This window comes from Winogradskyella ursingii (genome assembly GCF_013403975.1).
Lineage (GTDB): Bacteria > Bacteroidota > Bacteroidia > Flavobacteriales > Flavobacteriaceae > Winogradskyella > Winogradskyella ursingii.
Genome location: NZ_JABFDH010000002.1, coordinates 536850 through 553881 on the forward strand (window position 1 = coordinate 536850; position 17032 = coordinate 553881).

The 17032-nt window shown below is 35.3% G+C and carries 18 protein-coding genes; 8 read left to right on the plus strand and 10 right to left on the minus strand.

Annotated elements, in window-relative coordinates; genetic code table 11:
• Positions 1-2 precede the first annotated feature (2 nt).
• Both HM983_RS06140 and HM983_RS06145 read left to right on the plus strand, forming a co-directional pair.
• On the plus strand, positions 3-509 hold the full coding sequence (locus tag HM983_RS06140) for a DUF2480 family protein (protein ID WP_179344510.1): 507 nt from the start codon (positions 3-5) through the stop codon (positions 507-509).
• A gap of 132 nt (positions 510-641) precedes the next feature.
• On the plus strand, positions 642-1550 hold the full coding sequence (locus HM983_RS06145) for a DUF3078 domain-containing protein (protein WP_179344511.1): 909 nt from the start codon (positions 642-644) through the stop codon (positions 1548-1550).
• A gap of 137 nt (positions 1551-1687) precedes the next feature.
• Here the strand turns inward: HM983_RS06145 and HM983_RS06150 are convergent, their stop codons facing one another.
• Both HM983_RS06150 and hflX read right to left on the minus strand, forming a co-directional pair.
• Positions 1688-3958 carry a transglycosylase domain-containing protein gene (locus HM983_RS06150; protein WP_179344512.1) on the minus strand — a complete coding sequence of 757 codons (2271 nt, stop codon included), beginning with the start codon at positions 3956-3958 and terminating at the stop codon, positions 1688-1690.
• Positions 3959-5182, minus strand: a complete 1224-nt coding sequence (gene hflX, locus HM983_RS06155; protein WP_179344513.1) for a GTPase HflX — start codon at positions 5180-5182, stop codon at positions 3959-3961. It abuts the gene before it with no gap.
• A gap of 79 nt (positions 5183-5261) precedes the next feature.
• Between hflX and HM983_RS06160 the strand changes: the two genes are divergently transcribed.
• Together HM983_RS06160 and HM983_RS06165 are read left to right on the plus strand one after the other, a co-directional pair.
• Positions 5262-6200, plus strand: coding sequence for an endonuclease/exonuclease/phosphatase family protein (locus HM983_RS06160; RefSeq protein WP_317166947.1), 939 nt, complete (start codon positions 5262-5264; stop codon positions 6198-6200).
• Between the two features lie 5 nt (positions 6201-6205).
• Positions 6206-7120: a PorP/SprF family type IX secretion system membrane protein gene (locus tag HM983_RS06165; RefSeq protein WP_179344515.1), complete on the plus strand. Its 915-nt coding sequence runs from the start codon at positions 6206-6208 to the stop codon at positions 7118-7120.
• A 1-nt stretch (position 7121) separates the two neighbouring features.
• Here the strand turns inward: HM983_RS06165 and HM983_RS06170 are convergent, their stop codons facing one another.
• Complete coding sequence (locus HM983_RS06170; RefSeq protein ID WP_179344516.1) at positions 7122-7652, minus strand: YciI family protein; 531 nt, start codon at positions 7650-7652, stop codon at positions 7122-7124.
• Entirely contained in the window at positions 7649-8125 is a 477-nt protein-coding gene (locus HM983_RS06175; protein ID WP_179344517.1) for a CYTH domain-containing protein, read from the minus strand. Before HM983_RS06175 ends, HM983_RS06170 begins: the two co-directional genes overlap by 4 nt.
• A 91-nt stretch (positions 8126-8216) precedes the next feature.
• Between HM983_RS06175 and dinB the strand changes: the two genes are divergently transcribed.
• Positions 8217-9317: a DNA polymerase IV gene (dinB, locus tag HM983_RS06180; RefSeq protein WP_179344518.1), complete on the plus strand. Its 1101-nt coding sequence runs from the start codon at positions 8217-8219 to the stop codon at positions 9315-9317.
• 109 nt (positions 9318-9426) lie between these two features.
• Here the strand turns inward: dinB and HM983_RS06185 are convergent, their stop codons facing one another.
• The 6 genes from HM983_RS06185 to HM983_RS06210 all read right to left on the minus strand — a co-directional run bounded on the left by HM983_RS06185 (position 9427) and on the right by HM983_RS06210 (position 14545).
• A complete protein-coding gene (locus HM983_RS06185) occupies positions 9427-10125 on the minus strand; it encodes a TonB-dependent receptor plug domain-containing protein (protein ID WP_179344519.1) in 699 nt (232 codons plus the stop codon).
• A 100-nt stretch (positions 10126-10225) separates the two neighbouring features.
• Entirely contained in the window at positions 10226-11665 is a 1440-nt protein-coding gene (gene pyk / locus HM983_RS06190; protein WP_179344520.1) for a pyruvate kinase, read from the minus strand.
• Between the two features lie 4 nt (positions 11666-11669).
• Complete coding sequence (locus HM983_RS06195) at positions 11670-12149, minus strand: IPExxxVDY family protein (RefSeq protein WP_179344521.1); 480 nt, start codon at positions 12147-12149, stop codon at positions 11670-11672.
• A gap of 144 nt (positions 12150-12293) precedes the next feature.
• Positions 12294-13037, minus strand: a complete 744-nt coding sequence (gene rnc, locus HM983_RS06200; RefSeq protein ID WP_179344522.1) for a ribonuclease III — start codon at positions 13035-13037, stop codon at positions 12294-12296.
• A gap of 7 nt (positions 13038-13044) precedes the next feature.
• Positions 13045-14295, minus strand: coding sequence for a beta-ketoacyl-ACP synthase II (gene fabF, locus HM983_RS06205; RefSeq protein ID WP_179344523.1), 1251 nt, complete (start codon positions 14293-14295; stop codon positions 13045-13047).
• A 13-nt stretch (positions 14296-14308) separates the two neighbouring features.
• Positions 14309-14545, minus strand: coding sequence for an acyl carrier protein (locus HM983_RS06210; RefSeq protein WP_007137004.1), 237 nt, complete (start codon positions 14543-14545; stop codon positions 14309-14311).
• Between the two features lie 182 nt (positions 14546-14727).
• On the opposite strand from HM983_RS06210, the gene purN reads away from it, so the two are divergent.
• The 3 genes from purN to HM983_RS06225 all read left to right on the plus strand — a co-directional run bounded on the left by purN (position 14728) and on the right by HM983_RS06225 (position 17025).
• Positions 14728-15291: a phosphoribosylglycinamide formyltransferase gene (purN, locus tag HM983_RS06215; protein ID WP_179344524.1), complete on the plus strand. Its 564-nt coding sequence runs from the start codon at positions 14728-14730 to the stop codon at positions 15289-15291.
• Positions 15292-15376: 85 nt separating this feature from the next.
• Positions 15377-16018, plus strand: coding sequence for a ribonuclease H1 domain-containing protein (locus HM983_RS06220; RefSeq protein ID WP_179344525.1), 642 nt, complete (start codon positions 15377-15379; stop codon positions 16016-16018).
• A gap of 80 nt (positions 16019-16098) precedes the next feature.
• Positions 16099-17025, plus strand: a complete 927-nt coding sequence (locus HM983_RS06225; protein ID WP_179344526.1) for a PfkB family carbohydrate kinase — start codon at positions 16099-16101, stop codon at positions 17023-17025.
• Positions 17026-17032: the final 7 nt, after the last annotated feature.

A 17032-nucleotide genomic window follows, 5' to 3' on the forward strand; every position in this document is an offset into this window, starting at 1 on the left:
TTATGGCAGAAGAAATCATAAATAGAGTAGCAAATAGCAAGCTAAAAACAATCGACCTCGAGGATTTTTATCCTGAAGGTAAACGCGTGCTTTTTGATATAAAAGATTGGTTAATGGAAGGCTTGGTGTTGCGCGAAAAAGATTTCAGATTACATATTTCAGAGCATGATTGGTCACAATATCAGGACTGCTATGTAGCATTGCATTGTTCAACCGATGCAATTGTTCCTGATTGGGCTTATATGCTTATCTCAATTCAACTTCAAGATTTTGCGAAGCTTTCTGTGATTGGCGATTTAGAACAACTGGAATCTATTCTTTTTGCCGAGATTGTTTCTAAAATGAACATTTCGGAGTTTGAGAACCTTCCTGTTATTATTAAAGGTTGCGCCAATAAACCTGTCCCAGCCAATGCTTTGGTATTACTCACTCAAAAATTGAAACCTATTGCCAAATCCGTTATGTTTGGCGAGGCCTGTTCTTTTGTGCCTTTATTTAAAAGAAAATAAAATGTGACTTTCTTTATTTTTTTGGGTCAGAATAGCAACGTTTTCATTGTAAGTGATTCTTTACTTAAATTCAATAAAAACTTATATTTGTAACCTTAATAATAATTATAATTGATTAAAAATTAACTCATTATGAACAAAAAATTACTAATATCAGGATTCCTTATGTTTGTAATTACCTTCGGTTTTTCACAAACAAAAGAGGAATTACAAGCACAAAAAGCTGAAATACAAGCTGAAGCAGATAAGCTCCAATCTGAAGCAGATGCCATTCAATCACAAATAGATGCTTTGCCAGGCTGGCGTAAGGGTGCTTTTGGTATTATTGGTGGTAGTTTATCTAACTTCAATAATTGGTATGCACAAGGAACACCAAACAATAGTTCGGGAAATATTGGAATCAATTTTAATGCTTTTGCAAACTTAATTGAAGACAAATATTTCTGGCGTAATTCCTTGACCACAAATTTGGCTTGGGTAAAATTTGACGATAAGGACGACGACACTGACAATGAAGATTTTGAGCCAACGACAGACGTCTTTAACATATCGTCTCTTTACGGTTATAAACTCAGCGATAAATGGGCCGTATCTGCATTAGGTGAATACAGAACAACAATTCTAAATAACTTTAACGACCCAGGTTATTTAGATGTTGGTCTCGGTGGAACTTGGACACCATTAGATAATTTAATTGTGGTGATTCATCCATTGAACTACAACTTTGTCTTTGCAGATAACGATGCTGTTTTTGAATCTTCTGCGGGTGCTAAAATCGTTGCGGACTACACAAGACAGATTGGTAAAATTTCCTTTAAAACTAATTTTTCGACCTTTCAGAGTTATAAAAATTCTGATCTATCTAACTGGACATGGACAAACAACTTTAGCTATACCCTTTGGAAAGCGTTGGGTGTAGGTTTTGATTTTGCTTTGAGAAGTAACCAACAAGAGGCTGCCAACTTTCAAGGTGTTGATTTAGAAGATGCTGACAACGATTTGCAATCTTATTACACGATTGGTTTGAGCTATAAGTTTTAAGCTTAAATAAATATTATAATAAAAGACCTATCTGGATTGATAGGTCTTTTTATTTTATCTCATTAAGAATAGGCAAAGAAGACGATTCTCACGAATTAATGTGATCTATCGACTACGCTTAAAATGACAGTCTGAGCTCATTCAAATTTTTTCTTTTTTTCCTTTCGTTTGAATAAACGTTTAAAGAATCCATCCCTTTTTTCTGGTTCGCAATCTAAATCGTTTAAAACCTCATTTGATGCTTTGTCAAATTGTGCTTTGGTGATGGTGTTAAATTCACTTTCTGCATTCAATTTTTGATAAAAATTTGCGAAAATCGGTAATGCTGAATTAGCACCTTGACCCAAACCTGTGGTTTTAAAACCAATACTATGATTATCATTACCCACCCAAGTAACAGTGACCAATTTTGGAGTTAATGCCACAAACCAACCATCTTTGTTTTCTTGTGTAGTACCTGTTTTACCTGCGATAGCGTTGTTTAAATTATAAGTGCTTCGTAATCTAGATGCTGTTCCGTTATTAACAGTTGCTTTCATAAACTCTAGCATTACTTGTCTTGTGTAATCTGAATATGCTTCCTCGATTTTATTCTCAGGTTGAAATTCGAAAATGATATTGCCCTTTTTGTCTTCAATCTTTGAAATGAAATATGGGTTTACCGGTTTGCTATTATTGACATAGCTGGCATAAGCACCCGTTAAATCTTTTAAATTGATTTCTGCTACACCCAAAGCTAAAGATGGCTCTTTTGGTAAGTCCTCAGATACATTTAGTTTTTTAACCTGATTAATAACCTTTGGTATACCGACTTTATCGAATACTTTAACGGCAATGGTGTTCACCGAATTGCTCAACGCTTTTTCTAAAGTGTAATTGATGTATGGATCTTCTTCCTCGCTTCCGGAATTGCTTGGTTTCCAGTTGTCGTAATTGGTATATGTGACTTCAGACAATGAGAAATAAGTACATGGATCCATGCCGTCTTCAATCGCAGCGGTATAAACAAAAGGTTTGAATGTTGAACCTACTTGACGTTTACTTTGGGAAACATGGTCGTATTTAAAATAGCGATAATCTATGCCACCTACATAAGCTCTAACTGCACCTGTATTTGGTTCGATGGATAGCATTCCTGCATTTAAGAATTTCAAATAATGACTTAAGCTATCTATAACTGAAATTGATTGTATGGTATCTCCTTCCCAACTAAACAGTTCTACATTGCGCTTTACCTTTAATGAATCTTCAATCTGTTTTTCTTTAAGCCCCTTCTTTTTTAATGATTTATAAATTGCAAGTTTTTTGATTTCCTTTTTCACTAGTTTTCCGTCTTTATTCCAAGGTGCCTTTTGGCCATGTGAAGTCTCAAAAGCAGATTGTAATTTTGAAAGATGGTCTTTCATTGACGTTTCGGCCAACTCTTGCATTTTGTAATCAAGTGTGGTGTAAACTTTTAATCCATCTTTATAGAGGTTGTATTTTTCACCTTCAGGGTTTTCAATAGAGTCTAAAATTTTACTTAGTTGCTTTTTTACCTCTTCCCTAAAATAAGGTGCTAAACCCAAATCGTGATTGAATGAACGGTAGTCTAAATTTACCTCTTGATTGGTTAAAGTTTCCAGCGAGTCCTTTTCCAAATAGCCGTATTTTACCATTTGATTTAATACCACATTTCGTCTGTCTTTGCTCCGATCTAAATGTAATCTTGGATTAAAGTAATTATTAGCTTTTAACGTCCCAACCAAAGTGGCAGATTCCAGTTTTGATAAGTCCTCAACCGATTTATTAAAAAACTTCTGCGAGGCACTTTCAATGCCATAAGTATTGTCTGAAAATGGAATAGTGTTGAAATATAAAATAAGGATTTCTTCTTTTGAATAGATCTCCTCAATCCGCTTGGCAATTATGGATTCCTTGAATTTGTTTATAAGCATGCCGAAAACCGCATAATTCTTCCGGCCATAAAGATTTTTAGCGAGTTGAAGTGTTATGGTGCTGCCACCACCTGCGGACTTATCACCAAGCAAAAGATTCTTTACAAATACACGCATTAAGCTCACATTATCGACACCATCGTGTTCGTAAAAACGAACGTCTTCAGTGGCAACTAGGGCATCAATGAGATGTTTGGGTAAATCCTCGAATTCAACAGGTTGTCTATCGTAGATATAGTATTTACCAATAAGCTTTTTATTTCTATCTAAAAGTTGTGTGGCTTCTTCCTGTTTTATGAAACTGAGTTCTACTTTGGTCGGTATCTTCCCAAATGCACCGAGATAAATGCTAATATACAGCCCGATGAAAAACCCTAGAATTACGACACAACCAATAAGTCCGAAACGTACCCATTTGTTTTGAAGTCTTTTTTTAGTCCAGGATTTTAATTGTAACAGATAATTATTCATTTATAAAGCCACATTGCCACCTTCTTCTATATCTGGATATAGAAATTCGTTGTAAGGAAAACGTGTGACATGGATTTCTCGTACTTCTTTATAGACTCTTTTTCTAAACTCGTCCATATTTTCCTTATTTAAAGCAGAAATGAACAGAGCGTTATCGCCAACTCTAGACATCCACGTACGTTTCCACTCTTCAATAGTATAATTGGATTTGGTGCGCTCAGCAATTAAATCGTCATCATCAAAAGGTTCTGGTTCGTAAGCATCAATTTTGTTAAATACCATAATGGTTGGCTTGTCTTTGCTATCGATTTCGTCCAGAATCTGGTTGACCGATTCAATGTGCTCTTCAAAATTTGAATGAGAAATATCAACCACATGAAGCAGCAAATCGGCTTCTCGAACTTCGTCCAAAGTACTTTTAAAAGATTCTACCAATTGTGTCGGCAGTTTTCTGATGAAACCTACAGTATCACTCACTAAAAAAGGCAAATTACCAATCACTACTTTTCTAACCGTAGTATCCAGCGTTGCAAACAATTTGTTTTCTGCAAAGACTTCACTTTTGCTAATCACATTCATTAGTGTAGATTTCCCAACATTGGTATAACCCACAAGTGCCACTCGCACGAGTTTACCGCGGTTACCACGTTGTACAGCCATCTGTTTATCTATGGTCTCTATTTTTTTCTTTAACAAAGAAATTTTATCGCGGACAATACGTCTATCTGTCTCAATTTCGGTTTCACCAGGACCACGCATACCAATACCACCTTTTTGTCTTTCAAGGTGGGTCCACATTCCTTTTAATCGCGGTAATAGATATTCGCATTGTGCCAATTCTACTTGCGTTCTGGCATAACTGGTTTGCGCGCGCTGAGCAAAAATATCAAGGATGAGATTGGTTCTATCGAGAATTTTACAGTTAAGTATCTTACTGATGTTTCGTTCTTGAGCTGGTGATAATTCATCATCAAAAATCACCGTACCGATATCATTTTCGTTAACGTATTCCCTGACCTCTTCCATCTTCCCAGAACCTATAAATGTTTTAGGGTTGGGCATGGTCATTTTCTGGGTAAATCGTTTTTCTACTTCACCACCTGCTGTATAGGTTAAAAACTCAAGCTCGTCAAGGTACTCTTTTGAAATTTCTTCGTCTTGGTCTTGTGTAATAATCCCTATTAATACTGCCTTCTCTAGACTGATGTCTTTTTCTTCTATCATAAATTAATTAAAGTACAAAGTTAAACAAATACCACCACAACATATAAGCTTTAAAAATCATATATTTAACGTTATGACTATGCACAAGGCGTATACTGTTGCTTTCTATAATATCGAAAATTTATTTGATATTAAAAATGACCCTTTAACCAATGATGATGATTTTTTGCCGACTTCAAAAAAGCGTTGGACCAAAAAACGTTATGAGAACAAATTGATGAAATTAGGAAATGTAATTTCAAAAATTGGAAACGAAAACACCGAACAATCACCCTCAATTATTGGTTTGGCAGAAGTCGAAAATAAAACTGTTTTAAATGATTTAGTCAACCATCACGCACTTAAAAACGAAAATTACAGCTATGTCCATTATGATTCTATGGACGAGCGTGGCATTGATGTAGCGTTACTTTACCAACCTAAAGATTTTGAAGTTTTAAATTCTGAAACATTTTCCGTTTATATTGAAAATGAGGCAGGTTTACGTGATTATACGCGCGATATTTTATTAGTCACTGGTATATTACATTCCGAAAAAATACATGTCATCGTTAATCATTGGTCTTCAAAAAGAGAAGGTGACTTGGAAACCCAATATAAACGTATTGCTGCTGCCAACCGTGTAATTTACATAATCAACAAACTAAAGTCGGAAGATGTGAGCGCCAAGATTATTGTAATGGGAGATTTTAACGATAATCCAGACAGTACAAGTGTGACATTAATGGAAAACAAGTGTCAATTATTCAATCCATTTAAGACCGTTTGGTCGTTCGAAAAAGGTAGTCTCAATCATAATTTCAATTGGAATCAGTTTGATCAAATTCTATTTTCAATCAATTTTTTCGAGGTTCAAAATTCACAATTAACTTATGAAAGTGCTAATGTCTTTAATAGCAAATTTTTGACGCAATATCATGGAAAATTTAAAGGACAACCCTTTAGAACCTATGTGGGCAAAAAATATAAAGGTGGTTATAGTGACCATTTTCCTGTTTATATTCAATTAAAAACATAGGAAACGTGAGAGAGGTAAAAACTTGTTTTCTCATAGTTTTTTTCTTGTTGGTGAACAAAATGTATTGCCAACAGGACCCTCAGTATACACAGTACATGTACAATATGAGTGTGGTCAATCCTGCATACGCTGGCTCTAATGACTATATTTCCCTCGGATTACTTTATCGAAATCAATGGACAGGCTTTAATGGTGCACCTGAAACCGGAACATTCTTTGGTCATGCACCGATTGGCAGTAGTTTGGGCTTTGGTGTATCTGCAATAACAGACAATATTGGACCTCTTACGGAAACGAATGTTTATAGTGATGTTTCCTATACCATAAAACTTGAAAATAAACATCGCTTAGCATTTGGAATAAAATTGGGTGTTACCTTCCATAATATAGGATTAACCGGGTTAGATATTATTGATGAAAATGATCCATTTTTTTCACAGAATATCAGTGAAGTAACACCCAATGTGGGTGGTGGCTTATTTTATTATACAGATAATTATTATATAGCTCTATCTGCACCAAACTTATTAGCAGCAGTCCATTTAGATAATAATGGTTTAAGGTTGGGATCAGAAACACAACATTATTTTTTAACCAGTGGATACGTGTTAGACATATCAGAAAACATAAAATTGAAACCATCATTTTTATTGAAATCTGCTTTTGAGGCTTCAACTTCTTTTGATGCGAATTTAAATGCACTTTTCTATGAAAAATTTGAATTAGGAGTATCTTATCGTTTGGAAGACTCTATTTCTGGATTGGTAAATTTTAGTATTACACCTTCAATTAAAATCGGATATGCTTATGATGCCGTATCATCCCAAATCAAAGCGTTCGCACCAGCATCACATGAAGTTTTTTTGTTATTTAATATTGATCTTCCGAGTCGTGCGGCAATTTCCCCACGTTTTTTTTAATTCAACGCAATGGAAACCCTTTTGCTGCCCACCAAGGATGAATTTCAATCATCAATCTTCCAGCTTTTACCATCGGGTCAGCGTTCGCCAAACTATCTGCCATTTTTTGAGTTGGTACATTATAAATAGTGATACCTCTTATTTCACCGTCATCACCAAACGGACCAGAAATATCAGCAAAGCCCAAATCGTACATTTTCCCTAGATGCGCCAAATGTGCTTTTTGTAATCGGTTTGCTTCTTCTTCATTTTGATTTCTTATTGGTCCACGTTTTAAAAACGCAATAAAATACTGCTGCATGAGAACAGTGTCTTGGGTTTTCTCATCCACATAATCGAAAATTTGATAGCCCTTTTCGACTAGAGCCGCCTTTTTTTCGGCGGTTGACTGCTCTGTTATTGTTTTGCTGTCCTCTTTTGTGGTTTCAATCTTTTTATCTTCAAAAGTAAATTCGTTTGGCTCTTCTTTTGTTTCGTTTTTACACGCGAGAATGCAGCAAAAAAGTATGATTAATAGAACTAGTTTTTTCATTGTTTCCAATTTTTATAAGGTCGTTGACTTAATTGAGAATTGTAATACCTAACATCTCCAGTTACTTCTTCGCCTAACCATTCGGGTTTTTCAAAATGTTCATCTTCTTTATTTAACTCTACTTCTGCGACGATTAAGTCAATATTATCGCCTTCAAAAACGTCGACTTCAAAAATATGGTCACCACACTTAATTTCATAACGGGTCTTTTCAATGACTCCTAATTCACATAATTTTAAAAGCGCTTCGGCTTCAGCTTTTGAGATTTCTTTTTCCCATTCAAAACGTGATAATCCGTTGATAATGGACTTACCTTTTATGGTGAGGTACCCTTTTTCTTCTTTCAATCGTACTCTGACTGTACGTTCTGCATGGCTATTTAAAAAACCTTGTTTAATTACATAGCTATTGAAAGCTTCTGATTTGAAACTATGGGATTTGACTAAAAATTTTCGTTCTATTTCTAATGCCATCTTTAATTAGTGCAAAAGCAGAATTCTTTTAAATGGTTAATATTCTCTCTGTAGAGATTCCTGCGTTCTTAGGAATTCATAAATTTACAGCATGCCAATCGATTTACCAATAAGAAAGATAATACATGTGGATATGGACGCATTTTATGCGTCCGTTGCACAGCTGGACAATCCTGAACTTAAGGGTAAGCCAATTGCAGTTGGTGGCAGTAGCGGAAGAGGTGTTGTAAGTGCAGCAAGCTATGAAGCTAGAAAATTTGGTGTAAAAAGTGCGATGTCTGGCCGTCTGGCAGAAAAATTATGCCCAGATCTCATTTTTGTAAAAACCGATTTTGACCGTTACAAAGAAATTTCGGGTCGGATTAGAAAGATTTTCTTTGATTATACCGATTTGGTAGAGCCGTTGTCTCTTGATGAGGCATATTTGGACGTTACCGAAAACAAAATCGGATTGCCTAGTGCCACATTGATTGCCCAAAAAATCAGACAGCGCATTTATGATGAAGTTGGATTGAGGGCTTCTGCAGGAATTTCCATAAATAAGTTTATTGCTAAAGTTGCCAGTGATATCAATAAGCCCAACGGACAGAAAACTGTTAACCCAGAAGATGTTCTTCAGTTTTTAGAGGATTTGGACATCAGAAAATTTTATGGTGTCGGTAAGGTCACGGCTGAAAAAATGTACCAAAAAGGCATTTTTACTGGTAAAGATTTAAAAACGAAAAGCCTCAAATATTTAGATGAGCATTTCGGTAAATCTGGTAGATATTATTATCAGATTGTGCGCGGCATTCAGCATAGTGAAGTGAAGCCTAATCGCATTAGAAAATCTTTAGCTGCTGAGCGAACATTCAGTGAAAATCTATCTTCTGAAATTTTTATGCTCGAAAAACTAGAGCATATTGCCGAAGAGGTGTCAAAACGTTTGGCTAAAAGTAATGTCTCTGGTAAAACCATAACACTAAAAATTAAATACAGTGATTTCACCCTACAAACCAGAAGTAAAACATTGCCATATTTTGTAAGTGAAAAAGCTATGATTCTTGAAACAGCAAAGGACTTGTTATATCAAGAAAAGTTGAATAATTCAGTAAGACTTTTGGGTATTTCTTTGTCAAATTTAAATACTGAATCCAAAATTGCGAAACCAAAAGAAGAAGCAGTTAGTGTACAGCTAAAATTTGAATTTTAATTCAGATAAATAATATCATTGATAAATTTAGATTTATAAAGAAGTATCAATGTAACAGAAAGCGATTTAAAAATTTCATATATCTAAGCAGCTACTTGAACTATATTCCTTAATCATCCTTTCCATTTTTTGTAGTCACAATAACAACACCGTTGGCGCCTCTAGCCCCATAAATTGCCGAAGATCCATCTTTTAAAATTTCGACGCTTTTCACATCTGCAGTTGGTAAATTAAATAGTTGTGAAGAAGTCGAATCCATCCCGTTAATGATTATCAAGGCCGCGTTTGAGCCAAATAAAGAATTTGTACCACGAATTATTATATTGCCGTTAGAAACCACTATTGAAGGAGAACTGTTAATAATGAGCTCTAACATGTTGGAATACTTTGAAAATTTGTACTGATCATCATTTTTGAAACTTGATATGGCGAAAGATTTATCTTTTTCTTTTATATGTCCATAACCTAATGCTAAATCAACATTTTTTTTCCCTCGTTTAAAATTTAACTCTACAGATATATCCTTAGTTTTTTCATCTATTTTAAGTTTTTTAGTATAAAAACCTTTTGCGCTAATTTTAATTTTATCCTTAAAAGAGCAAAGTATTTTAAAATTCCCCAAACTATCAGTCAGCACCTTCACTTTACTATTTGTTGCTTTTACTTCAGCACCAACAACAACAATATTTTTTAAGGTTTTTACAGTCCCTGTTACTGTAGTATTTTGTGTTTCTTGAGAATAAGAAATACTAGATATAAAAGAAAATAAGAATACTAATTTAAACGATTTCAGCGAAAAATTTTTCATAATTTATTCTTTATTAAATCTAAATTTAGGACATTTAATTCTTGGTTCAATCCCACAAAACGCTAGTATAGGCTAATAAAAGGCAAATTTAAAGTCTGTTCTAAAAACTACAATTTTCAATCTCAGTAACTCGTAACGTATTCACCATACCTTTAGCTTGTATAGGCATTGCTGCTAAACTCACTAACATATCGCCAACTTCAAGATAGCCTTTTTTACATGCGATAGAATTAACATCTTCAATTGTTTCGTCTGTACTTACAAACTTGTCATAGAAGAATGCAGTCACGCCCCAAAGTAAACTCAATTGGGTTAAAATTCTCTTGTTAGATGTAAAAACTAAAATATGAGCTGATGGTCTCCAAGCGGAAATCTGAAAGGCAGTATAACCACTATTGGTTAATGTAGAGATGGCTTTGGCATCAATCTCATTGGCCATATTAGCTGCGTGGTAACAAATTGATTTGGTAATATAACGCTTAGTACGAATGTGAGGTGGGTTTTGTGGTACTTCAATTAAAGGTGAATCCTCCACACTTCTTATAATATTTGCCATTTGGCGAATCACCTGAACTGGGTATTGCCCAACAGAAGTCTCACCAGATAGCATCACTGCATCAGCTCCATCCATTACGGAATTGGCGACATCGTTCACCTCCGCACGAGTTGGCGTAAGACTAGAAATCATCGTTTCCATCATCTGCGTGGCTATAATCACAGGAATTCTTGCGCGTTTGGCACGTAGTACTAACTGCTTTTGAATTAGCGGTACTTCTTCTGCTGGAATTTCCACTCCTAAATCTCCACGAGCTACCATTAACCCATCACAGTAAGCTACGATTTTATCAATATTTTCAACAGCTTCTGGCTTTTCTATTTTGGCGATTATTGGAATTTTATGGTCGCTATGTTCACTGATAAGTTTTTCCAATTCCATTAAATCTTCAGCATGGCGCACAAAGGATAATGCAATCCAATCTACCTGCTGTCCAATAGCAAAAATGGCATCTTCAATATCTTTTTCGGTTAAAGCCGGTTGAGAAATGTTTGTGTTTGGTAAATTGACACCCTTTTTAGATTTTAAGGGCCCTCCTTGAATGACTTTAGCTTTTACTTCAGACTTTCCGTCTGTTGAGACAACTTCAAAAATCAGCTTTCCGTCGTCCAATAAAATACGCTCTCCTGCTTTAGCATCTTGAGGAAATTTATCATAGGTCATGTAAACACGTTCTTTTGTGCCCGTAAAACGCTTTCCTGTTGCAAAAACGATTTCATCACCTTCATCGACAAAAACCTCACCCTTCATGGTGCCTACGCGCAACTTAGGACCTTGTAAATCGGCCAGAATTGATGCGTTATATCCAAACTCATCATTGAGATCACGAATCATTTTTATTCGTTCTTTGACGTCTTTGTAATTCGCATGTGAGAAATTAATTCTGAATACGTTGGCACCTTCGTCCAACATATCTTTTAAAACAGCTTTGGTACTTGTTGCTGGGCCTAATGTGGCTACTATTTTTGTTTTTTTATTTGGCATCTAGTTAAAAAATTAAATGGTCCTTGGACTTTATTTTTAAGGGGTCTACGGTATAGCTCGTCACTATTTGCGGAATTGACTGTAACCTATTTATTATCAAATGCTCATTCACATTTTGGATTTCCTCAGAAATTTTTAGAAAATAATCCACACGCTTCAATTCTGAAATCAAATTGAAAGTCTTTAGTGTCTTTTCTTCACTCTCGAATAAAGTGCCAGTACTAGAAAGACTATTCTCTTCTTTTTTACAAATATTGGACACTAAGTTCCATGTGACATATTGCGACTCGTTATTCCACTCAAAAATACTATACGAAGAGGTTAAATATTTAAAGTCTAAATCTTTTTGTTTGCGTTGTAACCTTAGGTCTAAATTTTTATTGAGTAAATAGGCTAAACGGTAATCTTCTAAATTACAATGGATGGCAATGAGCTTGTAATCGTCATCATTAAAATCATCTACCAGAAGTTTGTGTAAAGCCATAAGGTTATAACTTTGAATGGTAAATATAGTACATTATACATTGAATTTGATTAAGATTTGGTTAATCTTTATCTCTCCTAAGCTACGAAAACGTTATAGTTGCGGGTGTTTTGAGCAGATTTGTAATTTCACTTATAAATACAACTAGATAAGTTTGGTAATCTGTTTTTGAAAAGCAAAAAATGCACGTTTTGATGCTTTTTCCTCAGCCTTCTTTTTTGAAGTGGCTCTCGCCTTGGCAATCACTTTATCGTTAATGCTCAATTTTACAGAGAAATGTTTTAGTGCGTCGTTACCAGTATCTTCATAAACTTCGTAATCAAATGTGTTTTTTTCCTTTTGACACCATTCAATGAGCAAACTTTTATAACTGATAACCTTACCTTCTAAGGTTTCGATATCTACGTAGGGTTCAATAACCCTATCATAAATAAATTTTTCACAGTACTTGTAACCTTTGTCCAAAAAAATAGCACCAACTAAAGATTCAAACAAATTACCGTGGATATTATTTCCAAAATTTGAAGTCGGTATTTTACTCTGTACCAATTCAATAAGCCCTAAATCCTTTCCCAATTCATTGAGATGCTCTCTACTGACCACTTTAGATCGCATTTTGGTAAGATAACCTTCATCTCCGTGCGGTACTTTTTCAAATAAGTAACAAGCAATGACAGAACTCAACATAGCATCACCTACAAACTCTAGTCTTTCGTAATTAATGGCATTACCTTTTTTGTCCTTAATATTCATTGAGCGATGGGTAAATGCCTTGACATAAAGCTCTTTGTTCTTGGGATTAAACCCTAAAATGGATTTAAGTTTTAAAAAAAAATTCCCGTCTTCATCAGCACGGGAATTTTTCAATATGTTACGAATGAATTTCATTCGGGATTTAATCTATTTTTTTAAACAATACGCAAGCGTTATGACCGCCAAATCCAAATGTATTGCTCATTGCGACTTTAATATCTCGTTTCTGAGCTTTATTGAGAGTTAAATTTAATTCTGAATCTATGTTCTCATCATGAGTTTCGTGATTAATTGTTGGTGGCACAATGCCATGCTCCATTGCTAATATTGAAGCAATAGCCTCAATAGCTCCAGCAGCACCAAGCAAATGACCCGTCATGGATTTTGTAGAATTAATGTTTATGTTTTTAGCGTGGCTGCCAAATACTTCTGATATAGCTTTGAGTTCGGCCACATCACCTAGTGGTGTTGATGTACCGTGTGTATTAATATGATCTACATCTTCAGGATTTAACCCTGCGTTTTCTAAACAATTTTTCATTACTGCAACAACACCAATACCATCTGGATGTGGTGCCGTCATGTGATAAGCATCAGACGAAAGTCCTCCTCCTACAACTTCAGCATAGATTTTTGCTCCTCTTGCCTTAGCATGCTCATACTCTTCTAAAACTATAGAACCTGCTCCCTCTCCCAATACAAATCCATCACGATTGGCATCAAAAGGTCTAGAAGCTGTTTCAGGACTTTCGTTTCTAGTACTCATGGCATGCATAGCATTAAAACCTCCCATACCAGCAATAGTTACTGCAGCTTCACTTCCTCCAGTAATGACAACATCACAGTGACCTAAACGAATTGTGTTTAAGGCATCGATCATTGAATTAGCAGAAGATGCACAAGCTGACACCGTTGTATAGTTCGGTCCCATAAAACCATATTTTATGGATATGTTTCCTGGTGCTATATCGGCAATCATTTTTGGGATAAAGAATGGATTGAATCGAGGCGTACCATCACCAGCTGCAAAATTCAACACCTCTTCTTGAAATGTTTCTAAGCCACCGATACCAGCTCCCCAAATAACTCCAACTCTTAGTTTATTTAACGCATCTAGATCTAGTTTTGAGTCTGCGATAGCTTCATCTGAAGCCACCATAGCATACTGCGAAAACTTATCCATTTTACGCGCTAACTTTCTATCAATAAAGTCAGTTACTTCAAAGTTTTTTACTTCACAAGCGAACTGTGTTTTGAAGTTTGAAGCATCAAAATGCGTCACAGGTGCAGCGCCACTTTTTCCATTGACCAATCCCTCCCAATATTCATCTTTGGTATTGCCTATGGGTGTAAGTGCACCTAAACCGGTAACTACGACTCGCTTTAATTCCATAAAAATAAAGTTCTTATTTTTTTGCTTCTTCTATATAAGAAATAGCTTGACCAACTGTTGCAATGTTCTCAGCTTGATCGTCTGGGATTTGAATATCAAATTCTTTTTCGAATTCCATTATTAATTCTACAGTATCCAATGAATCCGCTCCTAAATCGTTAGTGAAGCTAGCTTCAGTTACAACTTCGTTTTCATCAACACCTAATTTATCTACGATAATCGCTTTTACTCGTGATGCAATGTCTGACATAATCTTTTAATTTTAAGTTTTAATTAGATGGCAAAAATAAAAAACTTTACGTTAATAATCATCTTTACCGATAAAATGTGCTTTTAATTTAGTAAAAATAAAATAGAAGTATTCCGTTTTGCCCTAATTGTTAATTATTATTCTTTTTTTTGTTTGAATAATTTGAACATGATGGCAAGTATATGAAACGAATTGTAATTTTTGCGTCCGGAAGTGGGAGTAATGCTGAAAATTTAATAAAGTTTTTTCACAACAGCGATAATGCGCGTGTTATTCAAGTACTCACTAACAATCCTCATGCCAAAGTATTGGATCGTTGTAAAAAATTGAATATTAGCGCGTTATCATTCAACAGAATAGCATTTTCAAAATCTGAGGATGTTTTGAATATCCTACAAGCCTCAAAACCAGATTTGATTGTATTGGCAGGTTTTCTTTGGAAATTTCCTAAATTTATTTTGAAGGAATTTGAAAACAAAGTGATCAATATTCATCCCGCTCTATTACCAAAATATGGTGGGAAAGGCATGTATGGAAAGTTTGTGCACGAAGCTGTCGTTGCCAATAAAGAAACTGAAACCGGCATCACCATTCATTATGTCAATGAAAATTATGATGAAGGAGCCATAATTTTTCAGGCAAAATGTGAGATTCAAGCATCAGATTCTGCCGAGGATGTGGCGATGAAAATTCATGATTTGGAGATGGAGCATTTCCCCAAAATTGTGGGAAAGCTATTAAAGTAAATTTCTGTGTCATCGAGCGCCGTCGAGATACATTTGAAACAAAATTTTAGATTATGAGATTCCTGCCTGCGCAGGATTGGCAAAAATGAGTAAAAAGAAGAAAAAATACTATACCGTTTGGAAAGGTCACAAAACCGGAATCTTCGAAAAATGGGACGACTGCAAAGCCCAAATCAAAGATTTTCAAGGTGCGCAATATAAGTCGTTCCCAACTTTTGCTGCAGCAAAAAAAGCGTTAAAAGGGAATTATTATGACTATGTTGGGAAAAAGAAGTCTTTTAAAAGTGAACTCACCGAGGCACAACTCAAAAAAATTGGTCAACCTAATTATAATTCTATTTCAGTAGATGCGGCATCAAGCGGAAATCCAGGCATAATGGAATACAGAGGTGTAGATACCAAAACAAAAAAACAACTCTTTAAACAAGGCCCATTTGAACAAGGCACTAACAATATCGGTGAATTCTTGGCCATAGTACATGGTTTGGCTTTTTTAAAACAACATAAAAGCGATCGGATAATCTATACAGATTCTAAAACCGCTATGAGCTGGGTGCGCAAAAAAAACTGCAATTCTAAATTACAACGTACGGAAAAAAACAAACCTGTTTACGACTTGGTGGACAGAGCTGTAAAATGGCTAAAGACCAATAAGTATTCTACAATCATTGTAAAATGGGAAACCAAAGCTTGGGGTGAGATTCCTGCCGATTTTGGAAGGAAATGATTTATTTATCGAATGCCAATTAGCTTATTTCACAAGGAATTTATTTTACGTAAATTTGCATCATAATTCAAACTTTATATATGGGTAAATTAGCGATTGTCGGGACTGTAGCTTTTGACGCTATCGAAACACCTTTTGGCAAAACCGATAAAATTCTCGGTGGCGCAGGCACTTTTATTGGTCTGGCAGCATCTAATTTTAATGTAGATTCGGCAATTATTTCTGTGGTTGGTGGAGACTTTCCTCAAAAATACCTCGATTTAATGAGTAACCGAAATATTGATATTTCTGGTATTGAAATTGTAAAAGATGGAAAGACATTCTTTTGGAGCGGCAAATACCATAACGACATGAATTCTCGAGATACCCTAGTAACAGAATTAAATGTTCTTGCAGATTTCGAGCCTAAAGTGCCTGAGAATTATAGAGATGCAGACGTAGTAATGCTCGGTAATTTACACCCACTTACGCAAATGAGCGTCTTAAACCAAATGACAAAAAAACCTAAATTGGTTATTTTGGACACCATGAATTTCTGGATGGACTGCGCCTTAGAAGATTTAAAAAACACCATCAAACATATAGATGTCATTACAATTAATGACGAAGAAGCTAGGCAATTGACCGGAGAATATTCATTGGTGGTAGCAGCCAGAAAAATTCATGAAATGGGACCTAAATATGTGGTGATAAAAAAAGGTGAACACGGAGCCTTGCTATTTCACGACGACAACGTATTCTATGCACCTGCATTGCCATTGGAAGAAGTATTTGACCCAACTGGAGCAGGAGACACTTTCGCAGGCGGCTTTGCAGGGTATTTAACAAAGACTGATGATTATTCTTTTGAAAACATGAAAAGCGCAGTCATATATGGTTCTACATTGGCATCATTTTCTGTTGAGAAATTTGGCACTGAGCGGATGCAAAACATAACAGACAAAGATATTTATAAACGTTTAGAAGAATTTAAGAGTCTAACTCAATTCGATATAGAATTAGCATAAAAACATA